General features: G+C 40.4%; 33 protein-coding genes. 2 read left to right on the top strand and 31 right to left on the bottom strand.

What is annotated here, in order from left to right:
• Positions 1–172: 172 nt before the first annotated feature.
• From BMX26_RS06440 to BMX26_RS06430, 3 genes are read right to left on the bottom strand one after another with little or no spacing between them, the layout of a single operon-like run.
• Positions 173–367 carry a hypothetical protein gene (locus BMX26_RS06440; protein ID WP_075530620.1) on the bottom strand — a complete coding sequence of 65 codons (195 nt, stop codon included), beginning with the start codon at positions 365–367 and terminating at the stop codon, positions 173–175.
• Between the two features lie 55 nt (positions 368–422).
• Positions 423–1,763 (bottom strand): flavocytochrome c, encoded by a 1,341-nt coding sequence (locus BMX26_RS06435; RefSeq protein WP_075530619.1) that lies wholly within the window; start codon positions 1,761–1,763, stop codon positions 423–425.
• A gap of 28 nt (positions 1,764–1,791) precedes the next feature.
• On the bottom strand, positions 1,792–2,319 hold the full coding sequence (locus BMX26_RS06430) for a TetR/AcrR family transcriptional regulator C-terminal domain-containing protein (RefSeq protein ID WP_075530618.1): 528 nt from the start codon (positions 2,317–2,319) through the stop codon (positions 1,792–1,794).
• A gap of 123 nt (positions 2,320–2,442) precedes the next feature.
• Between BMX26_RS06430 and BMX26_RS06425 the strand changes: the two genes are divergently transcribed.
• On the top strand, positions 2,443–3,297 hold the full coding sequence (locus BMX26_RS06425) for an undecaprenyl-diphosphate phosphatase (RefSeq protein ID WP_075530617.1): 855 nt from the start codon (positions 2,443–2,445) through the stop codon (positions 3,295–3,297).
• Positions 3,298–3,540: 243 nt separating this feature from the next.
• On the opposite strand, the gene BMX26_RS06420 is transcribed toward BMX26_RS06425, so the two are convergent.
• Both BMX26_RS06420 and BMX26_RS06415 read right to left on the bottom strand, forming a co-directional pair.
• Complete coding sequence (locus BMX26_RS06420) at positions 3,541–4,878, bottom strand: threonine/serine ThrE exporter family protein (protein ID WP_075530616.1); 1,338 nt, start codon at positions 4,876–4,878, stop codon at positions 3,541–3,543.
• Between the two features lie 123 nt (positions 4,879–5,001).
• Positions 5,002–7,164 (bottom strand): AAA family ATPase, encoded by a 2,163-nt coding sequence (locus BMX26_RS06415; protein ID WP_075530615.1) that lies wholly within the window; start codon positions 7,162–7,164, stop codon positions 5,002–5,004.
• 140 nt (positions 7,165–7,304) lie between these two features.
• Between BMX26_RS06415 and BMX26_RS06410 the strand changes: the two genes are divergently transcribed.
• Complete coding sequence (locus BMX26_RS06410; RefSeq protein WP_225355219.1) at positions 7,305–7,592, top strand: DUF454 family protein; 288 nt, start codon at positions 7,305–7,307, stop codon at positions 7,590–7,592.
• Between the two features lie 33 nt (positions 7,593–7,625).
• On the opposite strand, the gene BMX26_RS06405 is transcribed toward BMX26_RS06410, so the two are convergent.
• From BMX26_RS06405 to BMX26_RS06280, 26 genes are all read right to left on the bottom strand, one after another.
• Positions 7,626–9,695, bottom strand: coding sequence for a DNA topoisomerase 3 (locus BMX26_RS06405; RefSeq protein ID WP_075530614.1), 2,070 nt, complete (start codon positions 9,693–9,695; stop codon positions 7,626–7,628).
• A gap of 81 nt (positions 9,696–9,776) precedes the next feature.
• Positions 9,777–10,478, bottom strand: a complete 702-nt coding sequence (locus BMX26_RS06400; protein ID WP_075530613.1) for an ABC transporter ATP-binding protein — start codon at positions 10,476–10,478, stop codon at positions 9,777–9,779.
• Positions 10,479–10,501: 23 nt separating this feature from the next.
• The gene (locus tag BMX26_RS09765) at positions 10,502–10,693 is read right to left on the bottom strand and encodes a hypothetical protein (RefSeq protein ID WP_225355218.1); all 192 of its coding nucleotides are present in this window, start codon (positions 10,691–10,693) and stop codon (positions 10,502–10,504) included.
• Between the two features lie 320 nt (positions 10,694–11,013).
• The gene (locus tag BMX26_RS06390; RefSeq protein WP_075530611.1) at positions 11,014–12,468 is read right to left on the bottom strand and encodes an ArnT family glycosyltransferase; all 1,455 of its coding nucleotides are present in this window, start codon (positions 12,466–12,468) and stop codon (positions 11,014–11,016) included.
• 115 nt (positions 12,469–12,583) lie between these two features.
• A complete protein-coding gene (gene rpsI / locus BMX26_RS06385; RefSeq protein ID WP_075530610.1) occupies positions 12,584–12,976 on the bottom strand; it encodes a 30S ribosomal protein S9 in 393 nt (130 codons plus the stop codon).
• A gap of 13 nt (positions 12,977–12,989) precedes the next feature.
• The gene (gene rplM, locus BMX26_RS06380) at positions 12,990–13,433 is read right to left on the bottom strand and encodes a 50S ribosomal protein L13 (RefSeq protein ID WP_075530609.1); all 444 of its coding nucleotides are present in this window, start codon (positions 13,431–13,433) and stop codon (positions 12,990–12,992) included.
• A 152-nt stretch (positions 13,434–13,585) separates the two neighbouring features.
• Positions 13,586–14,338 carry a tRNA pseudouridine(38-40) synthase TruA gene (truA, locus tag BMX26_RS06375; RefSeq protein WP_075530608.1) on the bottom strand — a complete coding sequence of 251 codons (753 nt, stop codon included), beginning with the start codon at positions 14,336–14,338 and terminating at the stop codon, positions 13,586–13,588.
• Between the two features lie 11 nt (positions 14,339–14,349).
• Complete coding sequence (locus BMX26_RS06370) at positions 14,350–15,144, bottom strand: energy-coupling factor transporter transmembrane component T family protein (RefSeq protein ID WP_075530607.1); 795 nt, start codon at positions 15,142–15,144, stop codon at positions 14,350–14,352.
• Positions 15,137–15,997 carry an energy-coupling factor ABC transporter ATP-binding protein gene (locus tag BMX26_RS06365; RefSeq protein WP_075530606.1) on the bottom strand — a complete coding sequence of 287 codons (861 nt, stop codon included), beginning with the start codon at positions 15,995–15,997 and terminating at the stop codon, positions 15,137–15,139. The genes BMX26_RS06370 and BMX26_RS06365 overlap by 8 nt, the downstream gene beginning before the upstream one ends.
• Positions 15,973–16,812 carry an energy-coupling factor ABC transporter ATP-binding protein gene (locus BMX26_RS06360; RefSeq protein ID WP_075530605.1) on the bottom strand — a complete coding sequence of 280 codons (840 nt, stop codon included), beginning with the start codon at positions 16,810–16,812 and terminating at the stop codon, positions 15,973–15,975. The genes BMX26_RS06365 and BMX26_RS06360 overlap by 25 nt, the downstream gene beginning before the upstream one ends.
• A gap of 101 nt (positions 16,813–16,913) precedes the next feature.
• On the bottom strand, positions 16,914–18,080 hold the full coding sequence (locus BMX26_RS06355) for a hypothetical protein (protein ID WP_143454874.1): 1,167 nt from the start codon (positions 18,078–18,080) through the stop codon (positions 16,914–16,916).
• Positions 18,081–18,305: 225 nt separating this feature from the next.
• A complete protein-coding gene (rplQ, locus tag BMX26_RS06350) occupies positions 18,306–18,689 on the bottom strand; it encodes a 50S ribosomal protein L17 (protein ID WP_075530603.1) in 384 nt (127 codons plus the stop codon).
• Between the two features lie 30 nt (positions 18,690–18,719).
• Positions 18,720–19,661, bottom strand: a complete 942-nt coding sequence (locus BMX26_RS06345) for a DNA-directed RNA polymerase subunit alpha (protein WP_075530602.1) — start codon at positions 19,659–19,661, stop codon at positions 18,720–18,722.
• Between the two features lie 85 nt (positions 19,662–19,746).
• A complete protein-coding gene (gene rpsK, locus BMX26_RS06340) occupies positions 19,747–20,133 on the bottom strand; it encodes a 30S ribosomal protein S11 (RefSeq protein ID WP_075530601.1) in 387 nt (128 codons plus the stop codon).
• Between the two features lie 25 nt (positions 20,134–20,158).
• Positions 20,159–20,524, bottom strand: coding sequence for a 30S ribosomal protein S13 (gene rpsM / locus BMX26_RS06335; protein ID WP_075530600.1), 366 nt, complete (start codon positions 20,522–20,524; stop codon positions 20,159–20,161).
• 22 nt (positions 20,525–20,546) lie between these two features.
• Entirely contained in the window at positions 20,547–20,660 is a 114-nt protein-coding gene (gene rpmJ / locus BMX26_RS06330) for a 50S ribosomal protein L36 (protein WP_075530599.1), read from the bottom strand.
• A gap of 34 nt (positions 20,661–20,694) precedes the next feature.
• Entirely contained in the window at positions 20,695–20,913 is a 219-nt protein-coding gene (gene infA, locus BMX26_RS06325) for a translation initiation factor IF-1 (protein ID WP_003689399.1), read from the bottom strand.
• Between the two features lie 225 nt (positions 20,914–21,138).
• Positions 21,139–21,795: an adenylate kinase gene (locus BMX26_RS06320; protein WP_075530598.1), complete on the bottom strand. Its 657-nt coding sequence runs from the start codon at positions 21,793–21,795 to the stop codon at positions 21,139–21,141.
• Positions 21,796–21,912: 117 nt separating this feature from the next.
• Positions 21,913–23,211, bottom strand: a complete 1,299-nt coding sequence (secY, locus tag BMX26_RS06315) for a preprotein translocase subunit SecY (RefSeq protein WP_075530597.1) — start codon at positions 23,209–23,211, stop codon at positions 21,913–21,915.
• Positions 23,212–23,214: 3 nt separating this feature from the next.
• A complete protein-coding gene (gene rplO, locus BMX26_RS06310) occupies positions 23,215–23,649 on the bottom strand; it encodes a 50S ribosomal protein L15 (RefSeq protein ID WP_075530596.1) in 435 nt (144 codons plus the stop codon).
• 33 nt (positions 23,650–23,682) lie between these two features.
• Positions 23,683–23,865: a 50S ribosomal protein L30 gene (gene rpmD, locus BMX26_RS06305; RefSeq protein ID WP_003696799.1), complete on the bottom strand. Its 183-nt coding sequence runs from the start codon at positions 23,863–23,865 to the stop codon at positions 23,683–23,685.
• A gap of 16 nt (positions 23,866–23,881) precedes the next feature.
• Complete coding sequence (gene rpsE / locus BMX26_RS06300; RefSeq protein WP_075530595.1) at positions 23,882–24,382, bottom strand: 30S ribosomal protein S5; 501 nt, start codon at positions 24,380–24,382, stop codon at positions 23,882–23,884.
• 21 nt (positions 24,383–24,403) lie between these two features.
• The gene (rplR, locus tag BMX26_RS06295; protein WP_075530594.1) at positions 24,404–24,760 is read right to left on the bottom strand and encodes a 50S ribosomal protein L18; all 357 of its coding nucleotides are present in this window, start codon (positions 24,758–24,760) and stop codon (positions 24,404–24,406) included.
• A 46-nt stretch (positions 24,761–24,806) separates the two neighbouring features.
• Positions 24,807–25,343 carry a 50S ribosomal protein L6 gene (gene rplF / locus BMX26_RS06290; RefSeq protein ID WP_075530593.1) on the bottom strand — a complete coding sequence of 179 codons (537 nt, stop codon included), beginning with the start codon at positions 25,341–25,343 and terminating at the stop codon, positions 24,807–24,809.
• A 31-nt stretch (positions 25,344–25,374) separates the two neighbouring features.
• A complete protein-coding gene (gene rpsH, locus BMX26_RS06285; RefSeq protein ID WP_075530592.1) occupies positions 25,375–25,773 on the bottom strand; it encodes a 30S ribosomal protein S8 in 399 nt (132 codons plus the stop codon).
• A 30-nt stretch (positions 25,774–25,803) separates the two neighbouring features.
• The gene (locus BMX26_RS06280) at positions 25,804–25,989 is read right to left on the bottom strand and encodes a type Z 30S ribosomal protein S14 (protein WP_075530591.1); all 186 of its coding nucleotides are present in this window, start codon (positions 25,987–25,989) and stop codon (positions 25,804–25,806) included.

Raw genomic sequence — 25,989 nt, 5'->3', positions numbered from 1 at the left:
GGGCACTTAGCTTACGAAGCTTAACCGCCAAGAAAAGCACCCTGGTGTAGTACGGCAAAACTTCGCATGAGCCTAGCGCTAAGGACCTGAAGGCTAGGAGTGGACAAGCCCCTCGCGTCGCCATCAGGCCAAGCTTAGCGTACGGCTCATAAGCGCTCAGTTTTGCACCCTATCATACTTGTTTGAAATAATAACAGGCACCAGCTAAGGCAGCCATTGTTAAAAAGGCCAGTTTCCCTGTTCTTACAGGTCCTAAACCTAAATGACCCCGATGAGTTAAGCGAAAAATAATAATTCCGCCAAATAAAAGTGCCATTAAAAAAAGACCTATACCTACCATTAAAGCTTTAAAATTAAGTTTTCGCATCTTCATCCTTCCTATGCCATGCACCTTTTGCGCCATTTTAAGCTTAGCTTACGCCTTATGACCGCTCACGATTGCACACTGCTTGTAGTCCGGCTTGGCGGCCAAAAATGACTGTTTCGGCGATGGAATTGCCGCCAATGCGGTTATTGCCGTGTAATCCACCGCAAACTTCACCGCAGGCATATAAGCCACCTATAATTTCCCCGTTTTGATCGAAAACTTCGGCTTTATCATTGATATGCAATCCACCCATCGTATAGTGGATTGCTGGTGCGACATGAATCGCATAGTACGGTTTCTTACTCAACACCTTTAAGCCCGTCGTCCGCTGAAAAGCCCTGTCTTTTTTAGCGGTCGCCATTTGATTCCATCTTTTCACCGTACTTGCTAATTCAGCAGTATCCATTTTAAGCATTTCGGCTAAAGAATCTATGCTTTCAGCTTGCTTTACTAAGCCTTTTTGCTGATAAAAATCAATGGCTTTTACCCTATTTTTAACCTGATCATCAAAAAGCAAGTAGGCACTTTTTTCAGGTAAAGCTGTAATCGCCGCTGATACGACTTTTCTAGTTGCCAGTTCATTCACAAACCGCATTCCCTGCTGGTTCACTAAAATAGCCCCTTCACCGCGAACAGCTTCACCAATCAAGTAGGCATGGTCTGTATCCTGGTTAACGGTAGGGTGGACCTGGATTAATTCCATCTGTGTCAATTGCGCTCCGATTTCAAGGCCTAATTTAAGGCCATCACCTGTAGCACCTTGATGGTTGGTTGTTTTAAATGAAGCAAGGTCAGGCCGATACTTCTGAATTAACGCTGGTGAAGCACCAAAACCACCTGTTGCTAAAATTACAGCCTTTGCTTTGAATTCACCTTGGTTGGTTGCAACCCCAACGATTCGATCATCTTTTTGCAGCAATTTTTGCACTTTGGTTTGGCAAATAACCGGAATGTCCAACTCTTGCGCCCGCTTAAGCAAGTGCTTAATCAAAAAAGCCCCTACTGGCGCCATACTATGCGGCCGGTGCGTTCTTTTCACGCTCATTCCACCAGTAATGGTTAAATCATCCAAAATAATCCCATGAGCTGCCAGCCAGTCAATGGCTAAAGCACTATGGGAAGCAAAATATTCCAACAAACTTGGATCATTTAAATAGCCGCCGCCCTTGAGCGTTTCAGCGTAAAAAGCATGCCAATCATCAATAACGCCCGCTTTCAATTGCGGGATAGTTTCAGCGGCATTCATTCCTGAAGAAGCCCGCATGGAATTACCGCCCGCTTGAGCCATCTTTTCTAAAACGATAACTTTTTGATGTAATTCACGTGCTTGGATAGCGGCTACTAAACCCGCACACCCAGCACCAACAACAATAATATCTGCTTTTTTATCCTTCATGCTTATCCCTCCTGACTAATTCTCCTTTTTATTTATGCAAATTTTTAATGAAAAGACTGAGTTCTTGCGGATCCATCTGATAATTACTATTAATCCATTCAAAAATAATCGTCAAAAAGGCGCCTGCGTACATTTTAGCCGCCAAAAGTGGAGCAATCGATAATTTAATATCGTTGCCAATCCACTCTAATTCATGCAAGCGTCCTTCTTTTTGAGCATCTAATAGTTGCTGACTTAACATATCGACCATAATCCAGTAAAGGGTGTTATTGTTATTGTTGATTGAAATATTGCGGAAGACTTCTTTATTCTTTAAAATCATTTCAATCATAGCATCCACAAAATGCTCGCCTTCAATTCGGGCCAGCATTAATTTTTCAAAAGCAAAATGCATCAAATCATACTTATCACGGAAATATCGATAAAAAGTACTGCGGTGCACCTCAGCCACATGGCAGATTTGATCAACCGTAATCTTTTCAATGGCTTCATGCTTTAATAATTCAAACAGACTTTGCGCTAACAATTCTTTTCTTTTTTTCTGTTGCTGTGTCATCCACTACACCCCTTATTACTTTGAATTAATTTTACCATACCCAAGCACAGAATATCGCTTGTCATCGTTAATAACTTTGCATATAATAAAAAAGTTAGTTAATAACAAGAAAGGAATTTTTATATGCTTATCGAATTAATCAAATCCTTCTTATTTGGGATTGTCGAAGGTATTACCGAGTGGCTGCCAATTAGTTCCACTGGTCATATGATTTTACTGGATCAATTTGTTAAATTAGATGTTTCCAAGTCTTTTTACAGTATGTTTGAAGTTGTCATTCAATTAGGAGCCATCATGGCTGTTGTGGTTATCTATTGGTCTAAAATTTGGCCATTCCATAAGAGTAAACAACAAGGCTTCCTTGCGCCACAGGGCATTTGGAAATATTTAGACCGCGATATTTTTATCATGTGGATTAAAATTTTTATTGCCTGTCTTCCTGCCGGCATTATCGGGGTATTATTCAATGATACTTTTGAAAAGCTCTTCTATAATCCTGTCAGTGTTGCTATTGCCTTAATCGTCTTTGGGGTTGCCTTTATCTGGATTGAAACCGTCAACCAGCACCGTCGGCCTAAAATTAATTCAATTGCCGATTTATCCTATTATACAGTGGTTATGATTGGCTTCTTCCAATTAATTGCAGCTATTTTCCCGGGAACATCCCGTTCAGGCGCTACCATTGTCGGTGCTTTAATTTTAGGCGTTTCTAGAACAGTAGCCGCTGAATTTACCTTCTTCTTGGCTATTCCAGTCATGTTTGGGGCAGCTTTATTTAAGTTATTGAAATTTGGTTTAGTCTTTTCTACAACTGAAATTTGGATTATGTTGGTCGGCTTAATTACTGCCTTTGTTTCTTCAATTGTTGTCATCAAATTCTTGATGCAATATATTAAAAAGCATGATTTCAAAATCTTCGGCTGGTATCGGATTGCCCTCGGCATTTTAGTTTTGCTGTATTTCTTAGTAATCAAATAAATCTAAAAAAATGGTGTTATATCAAGCTTTTGTTAAGCTTAGATATAACACCATTTTTTACACTGCAAGCCAGGGCAAGCTTATTTTACGGCTCATAATCGTTCGTGATTGCACCCTAGTTTAGTTGGGCTTTTGATCGCATAAGGCTAGCTGCAACCACAGCTGCCTTGGGGTATTGTCAGACCCACGGCGGCATCTGCCACTTGCAGTACGACTTATAACCGCTCCCAAAAGCACCCTAGTTTAGTTGCAATGACGCCACTTGTCGTCCGTTAGAATGCGGGCCACAATTAAGCCTAGTGGCAAGAAAATAACAATTAGAGCTGCTTTGGTCACCCACAAAGCGCCAACGGAAATCGAGGCTAAACCTAAGTTGTAAACGGCTCGATACATGTACAAACCCGGCACCATAATCACAATGGACGGAACTGTTAAAGAAATGCGTGGATAATGCATCTTTTTATACACATATGACGCTAACAAACCTGCCGTTAAAGCGCCGAAAAAGGCTGCTAATCCTGGTTCCATATGAACTATATCAACCAATTCCAACCGCAAAGGATTAGCAACTGCACCGATCAAGCCGGCGATTGCTGCCATCTTTTTGGGCGAGTTAAACATAATTGAGAAACCAAAGACCCCGCAAAAACTGGCTGGAATCCGCAGCAAAAAATACTGTAAAGCCGTTAATTTTAAAGGCACAAAATCTTCCGGCTGCAAGTGAACCATTAAAGCCATAGCCCAGCCTACTAAGGTTGCCACACCAATAATCACCAAAGCATGAGCTAATCTTTCAAGACCTGAGCGCATATCCATCTTTGCAATGTCCAACCCACTGGTGATAAAGGGAAAACCAGGAATCACAAAGAGCATAGCCCCGATATAACCTGCCTCGTGACGTGAAGAAATATTGAACAATAACTCCATCAAGTTAAATGAAGCACTGTAAGCTAAACAGGCCACCATCACACTGACCGCTACACAAGCTAGCAGTGTAATATGCCGATCAAGCATTTTACGGCGCGTATAATTACCTAAACCAGCTCCGATAAAGGACCCCAGCATTTCAATTGGGCCTCCTCCCAGCAAAAAAACGAAGGCACAGCACGCTAAAGCGGCAGCTAAACCGACTTGATAAGGCTGGTAATTACCCTTAGTATTTTGAATCTTATCCAGTTCATTATGAATTTCTTCTAACGTCAAGTTAGTTTCTGATTTATTGACCTTTTTGATAAAACGTTCCATTAAAGTCAATTTATCGGTATTAACACCGGTTGTCGGCAAGGACAATGCCTGTGTGTGGCTGTGGCCATTTTGATCAACACAGGTAAATTCAAGCGAAATCAGTCCAATATCAGCTGAACAGACTAAATTAAGCTTCCGTGCCATAATATTCATCGAATCGCGTACCCGCCATGCTCCGGTACCGCAAGCTAACATCATCAAACCTACCCGCCCTACAACCGCTGATTTAGCTTCTAAATCAGCTTTTTGGGCCAAAATTTGATCATCTTCCGGTACAAATTCATGCCAAGGAATTGACATATGATGTTGATGATGCTTGCGTCTTCTATTACTCATCTCAAGGCCTCCAAATTATAAATAACAGGATTATTCTAGCACATAATATCTGCCGTCAAAACCCTTCAATTCAATGTAAGCGACGTCATATTAATTTTTTATTATTATCATAATTAAGATTATTTATTTGTAACTCAGCACATTATATTTAAATTTAGTCGGCGTCAAAATAGCCTTTATCAACTCATTTCGCGTCATCGAAACAAAATATACCTTTTCTTTGGACCGCGACAACGCCGTATAAGCTTGGCAATAATCATTAGCTTCGACCACATATACTCTTTTAGATCCACTGCCTTGTGACTTGTGGATGGTCAAAGCATAGGCTAAAAACAAATCTTCTTTGGCCCGCCACACAGGAAGCGCATATTCTTTGACGTCGGTTTTGACAAAAATTTTACCATCAGGCTTTTTTTCACTAGGCATTTCAATAGCTGTAATGACTCCAAATTCACTATTGGTATAGCCGTAATTTTGATATTGATCATCATTGCGGTAAAAAACAACTTGCGCTCCAATAAAAAAACCGCCCCGGCCATAAATGTTGGTTAATTCAAATGGGATAACCTTTCGTTTGTTTTTCGACAATTTTTTAAAGAACAACTCATTAATTTTTCCCACCGTTAAATTCCGGTAGGCCAAAATCATACAATCTTCTAAATCAGGGTGGTTTAACTTATCTTCAAGCATCTGTTGCCCACTTTGTGTTACAAAAGTAGGCGTTGTTTTAACATAAGCAGCATTTTGCTTACGACATTGGGCAATCAAAGCGCTAGTAGCTGCATCCTTACACCGCAAATTATCAGTAAAACAGTAGCAGGAACCATATAGATGCAGCAATTCCATTACATTTCCGCATACTTCTAGGGCGTCTTCATCTTGACTGACAGGCGGCAATTGCCTATCATCGCCCAAGAATAAAAAGCGGTAATCAAAGCCAATATACTTAAATAATTCAACAATCATTGCCTGTGTGGCCATAGAAATTTCATCAATGATAATCAAGTCATATTTATCGCCATCTAAGAGCTCAGATTGGCTATTGGCTAATTCATATAAAACTTTTTGCAGGGTTTCATTGTGGCTAAAGCCGTTAGCCGCTAAATTCAGCCGGGCTTTGTGGGTTGGCGCTAAAGCTAATACCCGCTTTTGATTTAAAATTTGTCCCAAAGTATAGGTTTTACCACTGCCACCGACACCTAAAAGGTTAATAACACGCCGATTGTTTTGTTTAAGCCATTTGATAAAGGCTTGTTGTTCTGGTGTTGGCTGATAGCTTCTTTGGGTGTGCTTAAAGGGAAGTTCTTGTTTGCTAGATGTTTGCAAAATCTTTTTGATTAACCTTTCACCTTGGCACTTATCCTTTAAATGTAAGGTTTGATGGCAATTTTTAGCGCATAAAAAGCCGAATTTTCGTAACTGTTGTGGATTTTCAAATATTTTTTCAGCCCTTAAAGGCAAAACTTCCCCCTGCTGCTTGAGGTAAACCAAGTCATCGCAACTTTTCAGCTGCTTTTGAGCATCTGCATCGAGCAAGTCATTGAGCTTTAATAGTTCAAAAATCTGCTCCCGCTTAAAAATGCGCGTTGCCAGTAGTGAAAAGACGCGTGATTTTTCCCATTTATCCTTAAAGAAACGGTCATTTTCCAAATAATCATTAAAGGCCGACTGATAATAAAGGCTGGGAAGCTTTTTTAAGTATTTTTGATAATAATTCCGTTCATCTAAAACAGCTACTGACATAAAACCCTTAAATTTAGCAGGTTTAGGCCGCGTAACCGCCAGCTTATGCCACTTACCATCCATAAAGGCGCGTTTTTTATCATCATCCATCTTATTAATAAAAAATTTTATTCCTTGATATTCAGAAGCATTGCATTTAGCAATCGGAGTATTATTTTTAGCTAACTGGATAAATTTGAATTGCAAAGTCGGCGTTAAAGCCTGCTTTAGCTTCGTTAAATTTTTAGCTCCCAGTTGCCTTGCCTGCTCAAACATGGTTTTGGCTGCTGGATAATTATTGCCTTTGAGGTAGACTTGACACAGCAATTTAGCTGCCTGAGCTTGATTTTTAGGATAAGAACTGGCTAAATGCTTTTTTAAATACGTCTCCGCCGGTTGCATCTGATCTAAATAATAGTAGCATTTTCCTAAAAAATAGCACACTGACAAAAAGGCCGGCTGATTTTTGTATACATCTTTAAAAGACGCTAAAGCCGGCTGATATTTTTTATTTTTTAGTAACAATTGTCCTTCTTGATATTTAGCAACAACTTCTTTTTCCATCTTCATCCTCATTCAAAAGTTTTGATATATCAGCATTGTTTTCGTTTACACAAACTTAACAAATTTTTACTATTCTTGTAACCTTTGTCCTAGATTACTATGATACACTGTTCTAAATAAAAGATTCAAGGAGGGATTTTTTGATTACACGCTTCTTATGGCTCATGCTAGCCATCGTTATGTTTGTTTTGTCTATTATCGGTTTGATGTTGCCCGTTATCCCCCAAGTTCCCTTCATCCTCGCTTTCTTGTATAGTATGTCGAAATTTTCACCCCGCTTCCATCAATGGCTCCTTAAAACGCGCTTTCACCAATGGATAAACCATTTTTTGCGTACTGAAAAACAAAAGGTTGCTGCTAAACAAAAAGAAGTTTGGTACAAAACTTTGTGGCTGAAAATGCCCTTCATGAGCAAAAGCAAATCATAAAAAAAGACAGTTTGCTAAGCAAACTGTCCTTTTTTATTTATCCATTGCAGCTTTTAAAGCTAAAGCCAAAGCACTTTCCTGTGGTTCATCATCCCGGTTGATTTTTTGCATCAATTTGCGTTCTTCGTGCTTAGTCATCTTCTTTTTGCCTTTTTTAGCACCTGGTTTTTCCGTGGTACCATCAAATTTGCATCTGAAATAATCTCCATTTGGTCCAGAAATAAGCAGCATCTTCTTATGACACTGCGGACAGCGGTGGTTAGTTACCTTAGCTTCAGCACGGCGCCGGTAGCTGCAGGTATCACTGCTGCAGACTAAAAGCTTGCCATCACGTACTTTCTTTTCGCGCAATAAAGAGCCGCATTCAGGGCACTTCTTTTGTGTCAAAGCATAATCTTTATAACTTTCCTTGGAATCTTTAATCTCTTTGACTAATTTTTTCGTGTCATTTTTAATTTCAAAGATAAACTTCTGCTCATCGACTTTACCTTGAGCAATGCCTTCTAATTCTTTTTCCCACTTAGCAGTTAATTCAGGTGTTACCAAAGCCGGGTTGACCAAATGCAATAATTGCTGGCCTTTTTTGGTAACATGTAAATTCTTGCCTTGGCGTTCCATTAACTCGCTGGAAACCAATTTTTCGATGGTTTCTGCCCGTGTCGCTGGCGTACCTAAACCGTATTTTTCCATCAAGGCTAAAAGTGACCCTTCAGTTAAAGGTGTAGGTGGTGTGGTTAATTTTTCAGCAATTACAAAAGTCCCCTTAACCTTTTGTCCTTCCTTTAATTCCAAAAGTTCCGTATCATTTTTGGCTTGGCTGTTCCAACCAGCTTCTAAAACTTTAGCTTGGTTCAACGTAAAATGCTGCCCTGCAAAATCCAAATCATATTTGACCTTTTCTTCGGTAAAAGGCTGTGCAAATAAACCGGCAAATCTCTTGGCAATCATTGCATAGATGCGGTGTTCATCAGCTGACATTTTGCTGTACTGCGGTCTTTGTTCTGTTGGAATTAAAGCATGGTGATCGGTGACTTTAGCGTTATTAATAGCTTGTTTTTGGACTATTTTACCACCAGCTTTAGCATAAATTTTAGCTTCTTCTACTAAAGAACTGATGGCTTGTAATCTTTCTTTCATCGAAGGCAGCAAATCATCAGATAAATACTTGCTATCAGTCCGTGGATAGGAGACAACCTTATGGATTTCATACAGACTTTGCACCAAGGACAAGGTTTTTTTAGCCGAATAGCCGTATTTTTCATTTGCCTGCCGTTGTAATTCAGTCAAATCATAAGGCAAGGGAGCAGGCTTTTTTGTCTGCTTGCGACTGATTTTATCCACAATGCCGGCACTCTTGGAAATTTTATCGACAAGTGCTTGAGCCTGGTTTTTTTCTTTAAATTGATAAGGATTTTTTTGCACCAATTTGGCTGTCTTAGAGCCCATTTTTAAACTGACTGAATAATACTTTTGCGGAATAAATTTGGCAATTTCTTGTTCGCGTTGATTAACCAAAGCCAACGTTGGTGTTTGAACCCGTCCGGCTGCCAGATTATCTTGATATTTAACCGTCAAAGCTCGGGTGACATTTAATCCCACGAGCCAATCGGCCGTTGCTCTAGCCAAGGCTGACTTGTATAAATTATCATAAGCTTGGGCTGGCTTGAGTTTTTTAAAGCCCTCCTTAACAGCCTTGACGGTCTGCGAAGATATCCACAAACGCTTAACCGGCTTGTTAAAGTGGATATATTGCAAAATAAAACGTGCTACCAATTCGCCTTCACGTCCAGCATCAGTTGCAATCACGGCTTCTTTGATGTCTTTTCTTTTGGCCAAATTACTGATAACTTTTAACTGGCGGCCGGTCTTAGGCAACGGTTTAATGCCAATTTTATTGGGCAGCATCGGTAAGGTCTCCATTTGCCACTTTTGCCACTCCGGCTTTAGGTCTTCCGGCATTTTTAATCCTAGTAAATGGCCCAAGGCCCAGGTTACCACGACATTTGAGCCTTCATAATAGCCCTGGTGCTTTTCTTTAGCTCCTAAAATTTGGCTTAAATCACGGGCAACACTAGGCTTTTCTGCTAAAATAAGCTGTTTCATCTAATCCCTCATTTTCTTAACTTCTGAACAATTGTAACACAAAAAGCCCCCGCGGTTAAAACCAGCGAGGGGGAAAATTTATTAGTCTGCACCCAAAATAAGCACACGGTCAAACAATTTCTTTTCTTCTTCTGAAATTTTGTGAGCTACTTCAATCACCGCTATTTCTGGGTTTTTAAGCAAAGTTTGGTGAATCTTTAACGATAAAGGGCCATCTAAGGCACTGGTTGCTTCATCAGCCAGCAAGATTGGACGCTTAGCTAACAACGACCGTGCAATCTCAACTCTTTGAATTTGTCCTCCTGATAGGTTGCTGCCTGCTTGCCCTACTTGGTAGGATAACCCTTTTTGCGCAACTAACTCATCTAAGCCGGATTTTTCAATCGCATCTTGCAATTCGCTTGGTGAAAATTTTTGTCCCAAAGTAAGGTTAAATTCTAAATCACGATTAAAAATAAAAGGCTTTTGGTTAACATAGCCAAAGTACTGGTGCGCTTTAGACCAATAACCATTCACGCTTTGATTATCAATTTGTACCGTGCCTTGATTAGGCGCCAGCTGCCCAATTAAATTGCGCAGCAAAGTTGTTTTGCCCCAACCGCTTGGAGCCATAAGTAATACTTTTTCACCCGGATTAAGTTCAAAATTAACACCTTTAAAAATAACCTGATCTGATGTTTGGTAAGCTAAATTAGTGACCGTTAACTTCTCAAAAGTCTTATTCTCTGCTTTAGCTGTATCCTGCTCTTGGTAAGCTAAAGCTTTTTCAACTTTATCCCACATAGGCTTAGTCGAACGGATTTCATTTAATTGGCTAAAAAATCAAAAATAAGGTCTTGTCTCAAATAACGATATAAAAAATCCAGCAGCATCAAAAATATTAAAGCTGCCGCCCCGATAATGGCAATAAGGTATAAATCTTCAATTTTTCCCTGTCTTGCTTGGGCCCGATTTAAAACTTCTTTGGTTACATATGCAATGACAATGTTACCCCACAAGCACAAAATAACGACAAGAATACATAAAGAGCCAATTTAGTCTTATTAGCAAATTTTAAAGCCATTTTGTCTTCCTCCCTCAATCCTTTTTAATCAAAAGAGCAATATAAACATATCATAATATAATTTATGGAGCCATATTTTTAATGTTTCTTTGCTTTTTTTATCTTGATTTGCAGAAGCAAAAAAACACCCCCTGGTAAAGCCAGAGAGTGCTCCAAAATGTTGCTATAATTGTAGCTAACGCTTTAAGAATTGTGAAGCTTTACAGGCTTGGCCCAAAAATCAGCCAATCGGGACTGCAAAAAGCTATCGCTTGTTTAAGCAAAAAAACTTCCCGTAAATTTCTGCATAATTTCTGACATGCTGTCATTGTCAAATCCTCCAGCTGCTAAAATCATAAAGGCTGGCATGATAAAGTAACGGTAACGAGTTTGAATTTCAATTCCCTCATGAATGAGAATATATCCCAAAGCTATAATAACCATCAAATAACCTGCTTCAGGAATCTTACCTGACAGTAGTAGCCACAGTATCATTCCACAAAAACACATATATACAGACTTTTGCAGGATACAGAGCACTATCAGCAGCAATTTTGACGAGCCAAATCCTTTTGTTTCCTTTGTTGCCCATGATAGATTGCTATCAAGGTCAGACCACATAGCGGCAAACTTGCTGACAAACAAGCGGGTCACCGTTTGAGGATGACTAAGTCGTTGATTCAGCAATTTTTTGGACCTCCGATCACGTTCAGCCGCAGTCTTTCCACTAGAAACATAAGCGTAATCGTCGGAACTCCAATAACCATTTGTCTTAGCATTTAGTCCTTCCGCAAATTTCCAATATTGGTTGACCGTTCGAAAGCTTTGACTGCTGATATTGCTTCGTAATAAAGTCTGATCGGTACCAACGCTAACCAAACTATAAGAAACCGGAATAAGAAATAACGCTATCAAATAGACTGGCTTTAAAGGCTGTTGCCAAAGTTTAATGAATAATCCATAAAGAAGAATGGCTAGAATAAGGATCGATGCCAACGGTCGCAAAAAGCTTCCGCAAAACAGCAAAACGCCGACTGCTATTCCCCGCTTATAATTAAACCTTTCATCTATAAAAATATCCAACGCCCACAAGAAAAGCAGGGTGGAGAGGATATCATTGGTTAAAATAGAATTGATGACAATATTGGGTACATAAATAGTCATCATTAAAGCTGCGGCAAGCCCCGCTCGCGGTGAAAAAATCCGCTTAGCAATTCTGGCTGTCAGCCACACCGTCAAGGTACTAAAGACAACGTTAAGAAATTTCAAGAACATTATCTTAGCTCCAACCACTTTGATAATCATCCCCTGATAAAGAACAAAACCTATCATGTAAGGATAAAGATAGAGATAATGGCTAGTCACAGAAAAATCTTTCTGACCTGACGCGAAAGCCAAAGAAGCCTGATAAATATCCTGGTAGTCTTGAACCGGCGGAGTTCTAACTGCTAAAATCCAAAGCAGCCTTACAAGGAAGGCTGCCGCCAAAATCCAGGGCAGGCTCCGACGCTCATCCAATTTATGGATTAATACCCACAGGATAATTCCAACTATAATAGCTGCCACAACAAAACATACTGTCAACATCACCTTAATTCCAAGGTTCATGTTTATAGGAAAACGTGCGTCGTTATAATAAATTAAATTATTTACGTTAATGGCAAGAAAAAAGAATACGCCTATCACCCAAACTGTTTTCTTTGATACCTTGCTAATCAAATTGGCTGACAAAAAGTTCCCCTCCCAGATTAAAATTTTCTCTTTAATTACGCTTTTGCTTGTAAATTAAAACAAAAACACCCTATGACTAAGCCATAGGGTGCTCTCAAATTCGATAATCTGTATATTAACGTTTTGAGAATTGTGAAGCTTTACGAGCCTTCTTAAGACCTGGCTTCTTACGTTCTTTCATACGTGCATCACGAGTCAAGAGACCTGCACGCTTCAAAACGCCACGGAAATCTGGATCAACTTCGAGCAAAGCACGAGCGATACCATGACGAGTAGCGCCTGCTTGGCCAGAGAAGCCACCACCGTTAACATTAACTAAAACGTCATATTGACCTTTAGTTTCTGTAACAGCAAATGGTTGTACCATAACTTCGCGTAAGTTTGCGAATGGAACGTATTCTTCTGCAGATTTGCCATTCATAGTAATCTTGCCTGTACCAGGAACCAAGATTACACGAGCGACAGAGTTTTTACGACGGCCTGTGCCGCGATATTGTACTTGTGCCAAATTCGTTATCCTCCTAGATTAAGTTTGTGATATCCAAAACTGCTGGTTGTTGTGCAGCATGCTTGTGGTCAGCACCACGGTAAACATGAAGCTTCTTAGCTTGTTCACGGCCAAGAGAACCCTTTGGAAGCATACCCTTAACGGACATTGCGATCAATTTTTCAGGATCCTTTTCACGGTAGTCACCAGCTGTACGAGCCTTCAAGCCACCTGGATGGTTTGAGTGATGGTAGTATACCTTCTTAGTAGCTTTACGACCTGTCAAAGCTACCTTGTCAGCATTAACAACGATGACATAGTCACCTGTATCGACGTTTGGTGTGAAAGTTGGCTTATTCTTACCACGCAATACGGATGCCACAACAGCGGACAAACGACCCAAAGGCACATTTGTTGCGTCTACGACATACCACTTACGTTCTACTTCGCCTGGTTTTGCAATATATGTTGTACGCACGGTTAATTTCCTCCATTTGATGTATACATGTTTGACATACAATAAGATTAACGGGGCTTACTGTGGGGCAAACAATACCAAATACTATATTACGATTTTTCTTGAACTTAGTCAATTAGTAACGTTTAATTTTTCAAAATTTTCGCATTTTTTTAATCATAATAAACTTCTTTGAGGTAAAGGCCACTAGCAGGTGCGGTTCCACGACATTCATTGCGATCCTTAACTTCATAAAGCCGCAAAAAATCATGCACCGGCCGCTTATTGCTGCCGATTTCCAGTAACGCCGCCACCATAATGCGGACCTGGTTATACAAAAAGCCGTTACCTAAAAATTCAAAGACGATTTCCTGATTAGCCTTATCTTCTTTAACACTTGCCTCATAGATGGTGCGGACATGGTTTTTAACTTGGCTACCAGAAGCCACAAAACTGGAAAAATCATGCGTCCCGATTAAATCTTGGATGGCCAGCTGCATCTTTTCAACATCTAAGGGATATTTGTAATGCGCGGTATAAAATCGTTTAAAAGGATTGGTGAATTTGCCTAAACTTACCCGGTACATGTAGCGCTTGGCATGGGTTGTATAACGGGCATGGAAGGTATTGGGGACGATTTTACAGTCTACTACTTCACAATCTAAGGGCAAAATGGAGTTAAGTCCTTTTAACATCCCCGAAGCTGGAATCGGATGCGGAAAATCAAAATGCACTACTTGGCCTAAGGCATGGACGCCGGCATCCGTTCGGCCCGAGCCGTAAATTTTTATATATTTGTCTTCCTTGCTCATCTTATTAACTGCTTTTTCCAGGACCGACTGCACCGTCCGCTGGTTAGGCTGTTCTTGGAAACCGGCAAAGTTAGTTCCATCATAAGCCAAGGTAATTTTATATCTTTGTGTCATAAGAATCCTTTCTAATTACGCAAAAAAAGCAACGCCACCGTTAAAAGAGCAAATACAACCACCGATAACGTATCCTTTTTAGCCCACATGTGGACGCGGTATTTGCTGCGACCTTCACCGCCGCGATATCCCCGTGCTTCCATGGCCGTAGCCAAATCTTCTGCCCGGTTAAATGAGCTGACAAATAAAGGAATTAGCAGCGGTATAACCGCCTTAATTCTCTGCATGAGCGAACCTTGTGAAAAATCAACCCCACGTGACCGTTGGGCATTCATAATTTTTTCCGTTTCATCCATCAAAGTCGGAACAAATCGCAAAGCAATTGACAGCATCAAGGAGATTTCATAAACAGGCACATGAAACCTTTTCAAAGGCTTAAGCAAAGATTCAATGGCATCGGCAATCTCAAGTGGGGCTGTTGTTAACGTCAAAAGAGTTGAAAAGACAATAATCAAAACAAAACGCACAAAAACATAGCAGCCATTGACCAGACCAAAATGCGTCAGCATCAATGGGCCGTATTTGAAGTAGACATGCCCGCCAGAAGTAAAGAAGACTTGCAATAAAACAGTAAATAAAATCAGACCCAAAATGGGCCGAATTCCCCGCCAGAAAAAATCTAATTTAATTTTTGACAAAGCCAGACAAACCAGGGTAAAACCAAAAAGTAGGGTATAGGTTTGCCAATTGTTGCATAAAAAAATAATGATGACGTAATAAAAACACAACAAAAGCTTCCCGCGAGGATCTAAGTTATGAATGAACGAGTCGCCGTTTAAATACCGGCCTAAAAGTAATTTATTCATGTTTCTCCCCCAATTGTTGCTGCAGCATCTGGGCCAATTCAGCCTGCGTCAACGGTAAATATGGCAGTTCAAAGCCTTTTTGCTGCAGTTTTTCGGCAAATTTTGTGGTCTTGGGCAAATCTAAATGATGCTCTCTTAGCCAAGCAGGTTTGGAAAAAAGTTCCCTGGGTGTCGTATCGGCAATTTTTTGCCCATTTTCTAAAGCAATTACATGTGAAGCATAATTAGCCACATCATCCATTTGGTGTGTCACCAAGATAATCGTCAACCCCTGCTGGTTTAATTTGGCAAAAAGATCCATCATCTGCTTTCGCCCCGTAGGATCCAAGCCAGCGGTCGGCTCATCTAACACTAAAATTTCCGGTTCCATCGCTAAAATACCGGCAATGGCGACCCGACGCATCTGGCCGCCGGAGAGTTCAAAAGGAGATTTGTCCAAAACCTCAGGCGCTAGTCCAACCACTTGCGCCATTTTTTCAGCAATCTCCAACGCTTCACTTTCACTTTTACCAAAATTTTGCGGTGCAAAGGCAATATCTTTGCGCACGGTTTCTTCAAACAGCTGGGCTTCAGGAAATTGAAAAACAAAGCCGACCTTACCACGAAGTTGGCTTAAATCTTTATTTTGAGTGCTGGGGTTAATGGTCAGCCCATTAACCGTTAATTGACCTTCTGTTGGCTTCAACAGCCCATTTAAATGCTGCATCAAAGTTGATTTGCCGCTCCCTGTATGGCCAATAAAAGCAGTATAGCTGCCATCTTTTATTTCCAGGGAAATATCTTGCAAAGCTTGGTGAGCTAATGGCGTGTCCGGCTGATAGATATAGCTTAAATGTTTGATTTCAATTGACATAACAAGTCAACCATCCCTTCTTCATCAAGATATTCTTGGGGAACTTCTAGGCCCAATTGCTGTAATTTTTGCTTCAAAGCTTCCGGATAAGGCAATTCAAGGCCTAATTTGCTTAACAATTCTGTTTGCGTAAAAATATCCTCGGGTGTCCCATCGCCGACAATTTCGCCATCATTTAACACAACAATCCGGTCCGCTAAACTAGCTTCATCGATATCATGGGTGATGGAAATAATGGTAAAATGCCCTTTACGGTTCAATTCTTGCATCAGGTTAACAATATCTTGGCGTCCTTCAGGATCAAGCATACTCGTTGATTCGTCAAAAATAATCACTTTTGGCTGGACAGCTAAAACGCCCGCAATTGCCACCCTTTGCTTTTGACCGCCTGAGAGTTTGACTGGTTCATGCTTGGCAAATTTTTCCATATTCACTGCTTTTAAAACTTTCTTAATTCTGCGACCCATTTCGGTGCGGTCAATACCGCGGTTTTCCATTCCAAAGGCAATATCGCTTTCCACGTCGGCCCCGACAAATTGGTTGTCAGGATTTTGAAAGACCATCCCAATTTGTTCTCTGACATCCCAAACCGTTTCATCATTTAAAATGAAAGATCCGACTTGAATTTGACCGGACTTCGCAGCTAAAAGGCCGTCAATTAACCGCGCCAATGTGGACTTGCCACTCCCATTGTGGCCAATTAGAGCGACCCATTGTCCTGGTTTGATTTCTAAATTAATATCTTTTAAAGTTAAAGCTTGATCTTCATTGGTATAAGCAAAATTCAAATCTTTAATTTTAATGATTGAATCCATCATATCCCCCACCTACGTTTAAACGTATTAACTTTTATATTGAACATTGTACAGAAAAAAAAACGATACCGCAAATTGCTGATTTAATTTGCGGTATCGTTTTAAATAACTTTCTCAGTGATAAAAGCCTGGTATAAAGTATCTTCTTCTTCACTCAAAAATTTATGGATATTATCCAATTCAAATTGGGCTTGATCATAGCGTTTCCACAAAATAGCTGAAAAAAAGTTTAAAATTAATTTTTCCTGTTCACTCTTTTTGCCTTTTAAGCGTTGGGATAATTTGTCTAAATCATCATAAGCTTTCAAAGCATCTTCTCTGCGACCTAAGGCCGTCAACGCTGCCAAGGTATAATAAGTCGCCTTCAAGCGGTAACGTTTTAATTTGGTATGCTTTAAAAATAATAAGCATTCATTGAAAGCTTCGACTCTTAAAAAGCCATATGCCATATTTAATTGATCTTCTTTAGAAATTTTAAGCAAATGATTCCATTCCAACAAATATATCTGCTGGTAAAAGCCCAAAATTTGCGGCGCTGATAATAGGTAAAGGTTGCGCCGACGCACCTTATTGATATTATCCCAAAAACTCATAATTCCCAAAAAAGTATAGCCTAGAAAGAAGACAGCGGCAAAAACAAAGGCAAAAACGCCAAAAATAGGTTTAATAGCCAAGACCGCTAAAGCTGCGGCCAAAAGACTCAAACCCACAAAAAAACGGCGCAAATAGGAATTAAACCGCATTTTAATTTCACGGCTGCAAGCTTTCTTAACCGCGTCATCATACACAATCTGCGTGCCTTCATTTAAATGGCCAGCCAAATGCAAAAAGCTTTTTTTAACATTGAAGTCACTTTCAAATGGCTTTAACAAAATCAAATTAAATAAAGCAAAAACACCCCAAAAAGTTAGCAGCGCAATCATTGCAGCTATCAGCATAAAAATATCCTTCTTTAAAAATGACACGCAAACGGCACTCGCTGCTAAAAAGGTCCAGGATAAACTCTCACCTAAATTTCTTTGCAGCAGCCGTTTGCTCAAAGCTGTCAGGGTGCTTAAATCTTTTTTAGGCAATGCCAATTCAATTAATTGCCAAATATAAAAAAGAAGCGATAACCCACCCGCCAGCATAAAGGTATGAGCGTAATCGAGCTCAAATACCTTTGTCTGATAAATATAAGCTGCAATAAATAAAAAGACACTCCAAAGACTCGCTAAAACAATTGCCAGTCCGCGACTAATCTTAACTTTCATAATTATCTGGGCCAAAGCCCGCCCTTTCACAAAATTAACTATCCTTATTATACCTAATTTCAGGCGAAAATGCTTGCATCCCTTTTAAAGCATAATTTTATGTAAAAAAAAATCACTTTTTACGGTGAAGGTTTCGCCAGCAAAAGCTGGTTACTTAGGACTAGACTCGGATTTTACCCCAACATCGTAACGCCCAGTTATCATCGTAAAAGTGACAATTTTTATTTAATTGCGTTTGAATTAGTCAACTAATTCAAGTACAGCCATCTTAGCTGCATCGCCGCGACGTGCGTCCATCTTGATGATACGTGTGTAACCACCATTGCGACTTTCAAAACGAGGTGCAACATCATCAAAAAGTTTTTGTACAGCAGTTTGAGCAACAACCTTGTCGCCATCTTCTTTGACGTCAGCAACAACATTCATCAAGAATGCAGCAGCACGACGACGAGATGCAAGATCACCCTTCTTGCCTAAAGTAATCATCTTGTCAGCAAATTTGCGTACTTCTTTAGCACGTGTTTCAGTAGTAACAATGCGACCGTTAACAATCAAATCAGTTGTCAAGTTGCGCAACATTGATTTACGGTGTGCGCTTGTGCGTCCTAATTTGCGGTAAGCCATGAACGGATTCCCTCCCTTAAATAAAAAATATTAATCATCGTGACGTAATGATAAACCAAGATCTGCCAATTTAGCCTTAACTTCTTCAAGTGACTTCTTGCCCAAGTTACGGACCTTCATCATATCGGATTCAGACTTGTTTGTCAAAGCTTGAACAGTGTTAATGCTTGCACGCTTCAAGCAGTTGTATGAACGAACGGACAAATCGAGTTCTTCAATCGTCATTTCAAGCATCTTTTCCTTATGTGTTTCTTCTTTTTCGACCATGATTTCAGCATTCTTAGCTTCATCTGTCAAATCAACAAATAAGGATAAGTGTTCTGTTAAGATCTTAGCGGATAAACTAATTGCTTCACTTGGTGTGATTGAGCCGTTAGTCCATACATCTAAGGTCAACTTGTCATAATCATTTTTTTGACCAACACGTGTTTTTTCTACTTGGTAGTTGACACGTTCGATTGGGGTATAAATCGAGTCGATTGCTAATACACCTGGCATATCTTCTACCATTGATTTATTATCATTTGCAGAAACATAACCACGGCCCTTATTAGCATTCATTGTTGCATGGAATGAAGCACCTTCAGCGACTGTGCAAATGTAAAGGTCTGGATTAATGACTTCAACATCGCTATTAGTTGCAAGATCGCCAGCTTTAACTTCCTTAGGACCAACAATATCAAATTCGAGTCTTTGTGGTTCTTCGGAATCAATCTTCAATGCTACTTTCTTGAGGTTTAAAATGATTTCAGTTACATCTTCAAGTACACCTTTTACAGTGGAGAATTCATGCAATACGCCATCAATTTGAACATCAGTAATCGCAGCACCTGGTAATGAAGACAGAAGAATGCGACGCAAAGAATTGCCTAAAGTTGTACCGTAACCACGTTCTAATGGTTCGACAACAAACTTGCCGTAATCTGCTGTTTCTTCAATTTTGTGAATTTTTGGTTTTTCAAATTCAATCATTCTTATCTTTACCCCTTTCAAAACGTAACGTGTAATCTGGTGAAAACATTATGAAGTGTTCCCTCAAAATGAATACTAATCCACATTAAACACGACGGCGTTTTGGAGGACGGCATCCATTGTGAGGCACTGGTGTAACATCCTTGATAGATGTAACTTCAAGACCTGTTGCTTGAAGAGCACGGATTGCGGCTTCACGACCAGAACCTGGGCCTTTAACTGCAACTTCAACGTTCTTCATACCATGATCCATTGCTGCCTTAGCTGCTGCTTCAGCTGCCATTTGAGCTGCGAATGGAGTAGACTTACGAGAACCTTTGAAGCCTAAAGCACCTGCTGATGACCATGCAACAGCGTTACCATGAACGTCTGTAATCATAACAAGTGTGTTATTAAATGTAGAATGAATATGTGCAACACCGCTTTCGATATTCTTCTTTACGCGGCGCTTACGAGCTTTCTTTACTGCCATGAAATAGCTAACCTCCTTACTTTAATTATTTCTTTTTACCGGCAATAGTTACCTTAGGGCCTTTGCATGTACGTGCATTGTTCTTCGTGTTTTGACCACGAGAAGGCAAATGACGACGATGGCGGAGACCACGGTAAGAACCGATTTCTGAAAGACGCTTAATGTTCAAGGAAACTTCACGACGAAGGTCACCTTCAACCTTAACGTTGTCAACAGCTGCACGAATCTTGTCTTCTTCGTCTGCTGACAAATCACGAACACGAACATCTTCGGAAACACCTGCTTCTGCTAAAATCTTCTTAGCAGTAGTGTTACCGATACCGTAGATATATGTTAAGCCGATTACGATACGCTTGTCACGTGGTAAATCGACACCTGCAATACGAGCCATTTATTTTTCACCTCCTAAAATATTATCCTTGACGTTGTTTGTGCTTAGGGTTTTCACAAATAACCATAACGCGACCTTTGCGCTTGATTACTTTGCAATGTTCGCACATCGGTTTAACTGATGGTCTTACTTTCATTAATCATACCTCCTAAATAGTTTCGAAGTACAATCTATTTAAAGCGATAGGTAATGCGACCCTTAGTCAAATCGTAAGGGGACATTTCAACAGTAACCTTGTCGCCTGGTAAAATACGAATGTAATGCATACGAATCTTTCCAGAAACATGCGCTAAAATTTCATGTCCATTTTCGAGTTCAACCTTGAACATCGCATTGGGCAGCGTTTCTTTAATCGTACCCTCAATTTCAATCACATCATCTTTCGCCACGTAAAAGTACCTCCTTAAAATTTGGTTTTAAAACTTTACACGTCAAAATGTGAGAAGCTTTGCGGAGTCCCACCTTTTTCCGCAGGAGACCCGCCAAAAAGGCAAAGTACTCCTATTGAAAAGATAAACCTGAATTATCATATCATAGCCGTGGAATCTTTGCAAGAATTTATTTTGAATTTAATAAAAAAAGCACATAACTTAAAAGTCATGTGCTTTAACTGCTTAAATCTTGTCCAAGATTTCTTTGATATCACTAAAGACCTTGTCGATGTCTTGGTTGCCATTAACTTCGTGCAAGAGGCCTTTTTCTTTGTAAAAGGCAAGTAATGGCGTATTCATCTTGATGTTGACATCAAGACGGTTCTTAACTGTTTCAGGTTTGTCGTCTTCACGTTGGAAGAATTCATGTTCACCACAGCGGTCGCAAGTACCTTCAACCTTGGTTGGGTTGAAGACTTTGTGGTAAGTAGCACCGCAGTTGCGGCAGATGTAACGGCCAGTTAAACGTTCCATCAATGATTCCGGATCAACATGAATGTTGATAACACAGTTTAAAGGCTTATTTAATTCCTTGCCAAAAGCGTCCAAAGCTTGAGCTTGTGCCATGTTGCGTGGGAAGCCGTCAAGCATGTAGCCATCATTCATATCATCTTTAGCTAAACGTTCCTTAACGATACCGTTAGTAACTTCATCAGGAACAAGTTCTCCTTTATCAATGTACTTCTTAGCTTCAAGGCCCATTGGAGTACCGTTCTTCATTGCTGCACGGAAAATATCACCGGTTGAAACGTGAGGAATCTTATATTCATCTACGATTCTTTCAGCTTGGGTGCCTTTACCTGCACCGGGAAGGCCCATCAACATAAGGTTCAATGCCATTTTAGATAATCTCCTTTAAAAAACGAAATATTTTACCTGTTTATTATACCTTAAATTGCCTTCTAATAGTAGAAGCAAATAAAAAAGAAGCTGGAAATCCAGCTTCTTTTTCGCAGGTTAGTCTTCATCACGAATGAAACCAACGTATTCCTGTTTCATCATCATGCCTTCAAGTTGACGCATTGTCTCGAGGGTTACCCCGACAACAATCAGTAAACTTGTCCCGCCTAAACCAATTGATTCATCTAAGCCCCAAATACTTGAAGCAACCAATGGGATTAAGGAGACAACACCTAAGAACAGTGAACCCACTGAACTTAAGCGCATCAAAAGACCTGATACATACTTCTCTGTTTCCTTACCTGGCCAAACAGATGGAATATAACTACCTTGCTTTTGCAAGTTTTCAGCCAGTTTTTCAGGGTTAACCTGAACAAAAGCATAGAAGAATGTAAAGACAATAATCAAAACAGTGTACAAGACCATCCCAGATGTTGTCTGCATGTTGAACAAATTGCTCAAAACTTGATACCAAGTATCCTCAGAGTGATTTTGTGTGAAAAGCATCAAAATAGTCTGAGGTGTCGCAATGAACGAACTTGCGAAGATAACAGGGATTACACCAGCCACATTAATCTTCAAAGGAAGATATGAACTTTCTGAAGCACCTGCCAACCGTCTTGTATATTGGATTGGAATCTTGTAATTAGCTTGTTGAACATAAGTTACAAAAGTAACGATCAACAGAACAACTACTAACAAAACAACCGCATATAAGATTGGTTGCCATAAATTAGAGGCGCTCTTAAATTGTTCAGTGTAGATTTTTTGAATTCCGACAGGAACACGGGCAATAATACCAGCCATGATAATCATCGAAATACCATTGCCTAAACCGCGTTCCGTAATCATATCACCTAACCAAGTAGTAAACATAGTACCACCAGTTAAGATAACCCCAATACTGATGTAAGTCTGTACGCCTGGGTTCTGCACTAAGTTCAAGCTACTCATATAGTTAAACCCAGCAGTAATACCGATTGATTGTATAAACGCCAGCACAATCGTTAAATATCTCGTATATTGGTTGAGTTTACGACGACCAACTTCCCCTTGCTTACCCAATTCCACAAAGCGCGGAACAATATCCATTTGTAACAATTGAATAACAATTTGAGCAGTGATATATGGGGATACACCCATCGCCAAGATGGAGTAATTAGTCAAACCGCCACCGCTAAAAGTATTCAAGATACTAATTAACCCTGAAGATGCAACGCTTTGCAAAGCTTTAGCGTTGATCCCAGGGACAGTGATATAAGTGCCTAAGCGAAATACAATCAAGACACCCAGTGTAAATAAGATTTTTTGACGAATCTCTTTCACAGCTAAGGCGTTCTTCATTGTCTTAAGCATTGATTACATCACCTCAGCTGTACCGCCTGCTGCTTCGATGGCTGCCTTAGCAGATGCTGAGAATTTGTTGGCCTTAACAGTCAACTTCTTAGTCAATTCACCATTGCCCAAGACCTTGATACCATCTTTTTCATCTTTAACGACACGTGTTTCCACCAACAATGCTGGTGTAACTTCTGTGCCATCTTCAAATTTGTTTAATGTTTCCAAGTTAACAATTGCATAGTCCTTGCGATTGATGTTCTTGAAACCGCGTTTAGGCATACGACGGAACAATGGCATTTGTCCACCTTCAAAGCCCACACGTACCTTGCTACGAGCCTTTTGACCTTTTTGGCCACGACCTGCAGTTTTACCATTGCCGGATGAAGTACCACGACCGACGCGGTTGCGAACTTGACGTGAGCCTTCTGCTGGCTTTAATTCATGTAATTTCATTAGGGTTGGCACCTCCATTCTTCTAAATAATAATTATTTAGCCAATTCAACGTCCACTAAATGATTGATTTTGCGAATCACACCGCGCATTGCAGCATTGTCAGGAACAACAACAGAGCTGTTCACACGACCAAGGCCTAAACCTTTAACAATATCGCGTTGATTTTGAGGACGTCCAATGACAGAACGTACTAAAGTAACTTTCAAGTTAGCCATGAATTTGTCCTCCTTATTATTCTGCTAAATGTTGAACAGAAACGCCGCGCATTGCAGCGACTTCTTCAGCATCTTTCATCTTTGTCAAACCATCGACTGTTGCGCGAACAACGTTGATTGGTGTGTTGGAGCCCAATGATTTACTTGTAACATCAGCAACTCCGGCAAGTTCCATAACGGCACGAACAGCACCACCGGCTGCAACCCCAGAACCTGCTTCAGCTGGCTTAAGCAAGATGCGGCTACCGCTGTATTGACCGATAACTTCGTGAGGAAGTGTTGTTCCGACCATTGGAACTTTGATTAAGTTCTTACGAGCAGCATCAACAGCCTTACGGATAGCTTCAGGAACTTCTTGAGCTTTACCTGTACCGAAGCCAACGTGGCCATTATGGTCACCGACAATAACTAAAGCAGCGAAACGAAGACGACGTCCACCTTTAACAACTTTAGTGATGCGGTTAATCGCTACAACGCGATCTTCTAAATCTAATTGAGCTGGATCAATAAAAGTCATAAACGTTATTTCCTCCTTTTCCTAAAAGTCTAAGCCGTTTTCGCGTGCAGCTTCAGCTAAAGCTTGCACACGACCATGATAAAGGTATCCGCCACGGTCAAATACAACTTCTTTGATACCCTTGTCTGCAGCACGTTTAGCAACTACAGCACCAACTGAAGCAGCTTGTTCAGTCTTGCTTGAGCCGCTAACTTCACTGTCTAAAGTAGAGGCACTAACTAGCGTCACACCCGCTACGTCATCAATAACTTGAGCGTAGATGTTTTTGTTTGAACGATAAACATTTAAGCGTGGGCACTCAGCAGTACCAGAGATTTTACCACGGACACGTGTATGACGTTTTTGACGTGTCTTATTCTTATCTGGTTTTGAAATCACAATTTTCACCTCTTAGATTAATTTAAAACAGCATCATGCTGCAAGATTATTTACCAGTCTTACCTTCCTTACGACGTACATATTCGCCAACGTAACGAATACCTTTGCCCTTGTAAGGTTCTGGTGCACGAGTTGCACGAATGCGAGCTGCACAATCGCCAACTTCTTCCTTGTTGATACCTGAAACGATGATTGAAGTTGCAGATGGTGTTTCGAACTTGATACCATCTTCTTCTTCAAATTCTACAGGGTGAGAATAGCCAACGTTCAAAACGAGCTTCTTACCTTGCATTTGAGCACGGTAACCAACACCGCGAAGTTCAAGTTCCTTCTTGAAGCCTTCAGAAACACCGACAACCATGTTATGGAAGTTGGCACGGGTTGTACCATGCAATGATTTAGTTTTGTTATCATCAGATTCACGGCTGAAAGTTACGACGTTACCTTCAACGTTAATCTTGATTAAATCTGAAAATTCACGCGTTAATTCACCCTTAGGACCTTTGACAGTCACAACGTTACCGTCTTGCTTGACTTCAACGCCTTCAGGCAATTCAACTGCTTTAAAACCAATACGACTCACGAGATAGACACCTCCTTGCTATTTATATTTATTACCAAATGTAAGCAATTACTTCGCCGCCAATTTTCTTAGCGCGAGCATCTTTATCAGTCATAACACCTTCAGATGTTGACAAGATAGCGATACCTAAGCCGTTAAGAACCTTAGGAACAGCGTCTGCTTTAACGTATGAACGCAAGCCTGGCTTGGAAATACGACGAAGACCAGAGATTACACGTTCGTTGTTTTTACCATATTTCAAGAATACGCGGATGATACCTTGCTTGTCATCATCAATGTATTCAACGTCGCGGATAAATCCTTCGTTCTTAAGGATTTCAGCGATGTCATGCTTCATCTTTGAAGCTGGGACTTCAACTGATTCGTGCTTTGCCATGTTAGCATTACGAATACGTGTCAAGAAGTCTGCAATTGGATCAGTCATTGCCATGTTGTTTGCCTCCTTTATAAAATATTTGGATTACCAGCTAGCCTTTTTCATGCCAGGGATTTGACCCTTGTGGGCAAGGTCGCGCAGGCAAACACGGCATAACTTGAATTTGCGATATACAGAGTGTGGACGACCGCAACGTTCGCAACGTGTGTATGCTTGTGTCGAGAACTTGGCTGGTCGATGGTTTCTTACGATTTGTGACTTTTTAGCCAA

Source organism: Ligilactobacillus sp. WC1T17 (assembly GCA_900110005.1).
GTDB classification, from domain to species: Bacteria; Bacillota; Bacilli; order Lactobacillales; family Lactobacillaceae; genus Ligilactobacillus; species Ligilactobacillus ruminis_A.
Note: the sequence above shows the minus strand (reverse complement) of the source record. Positions and strands in the feature narration are given on the sequence as shown.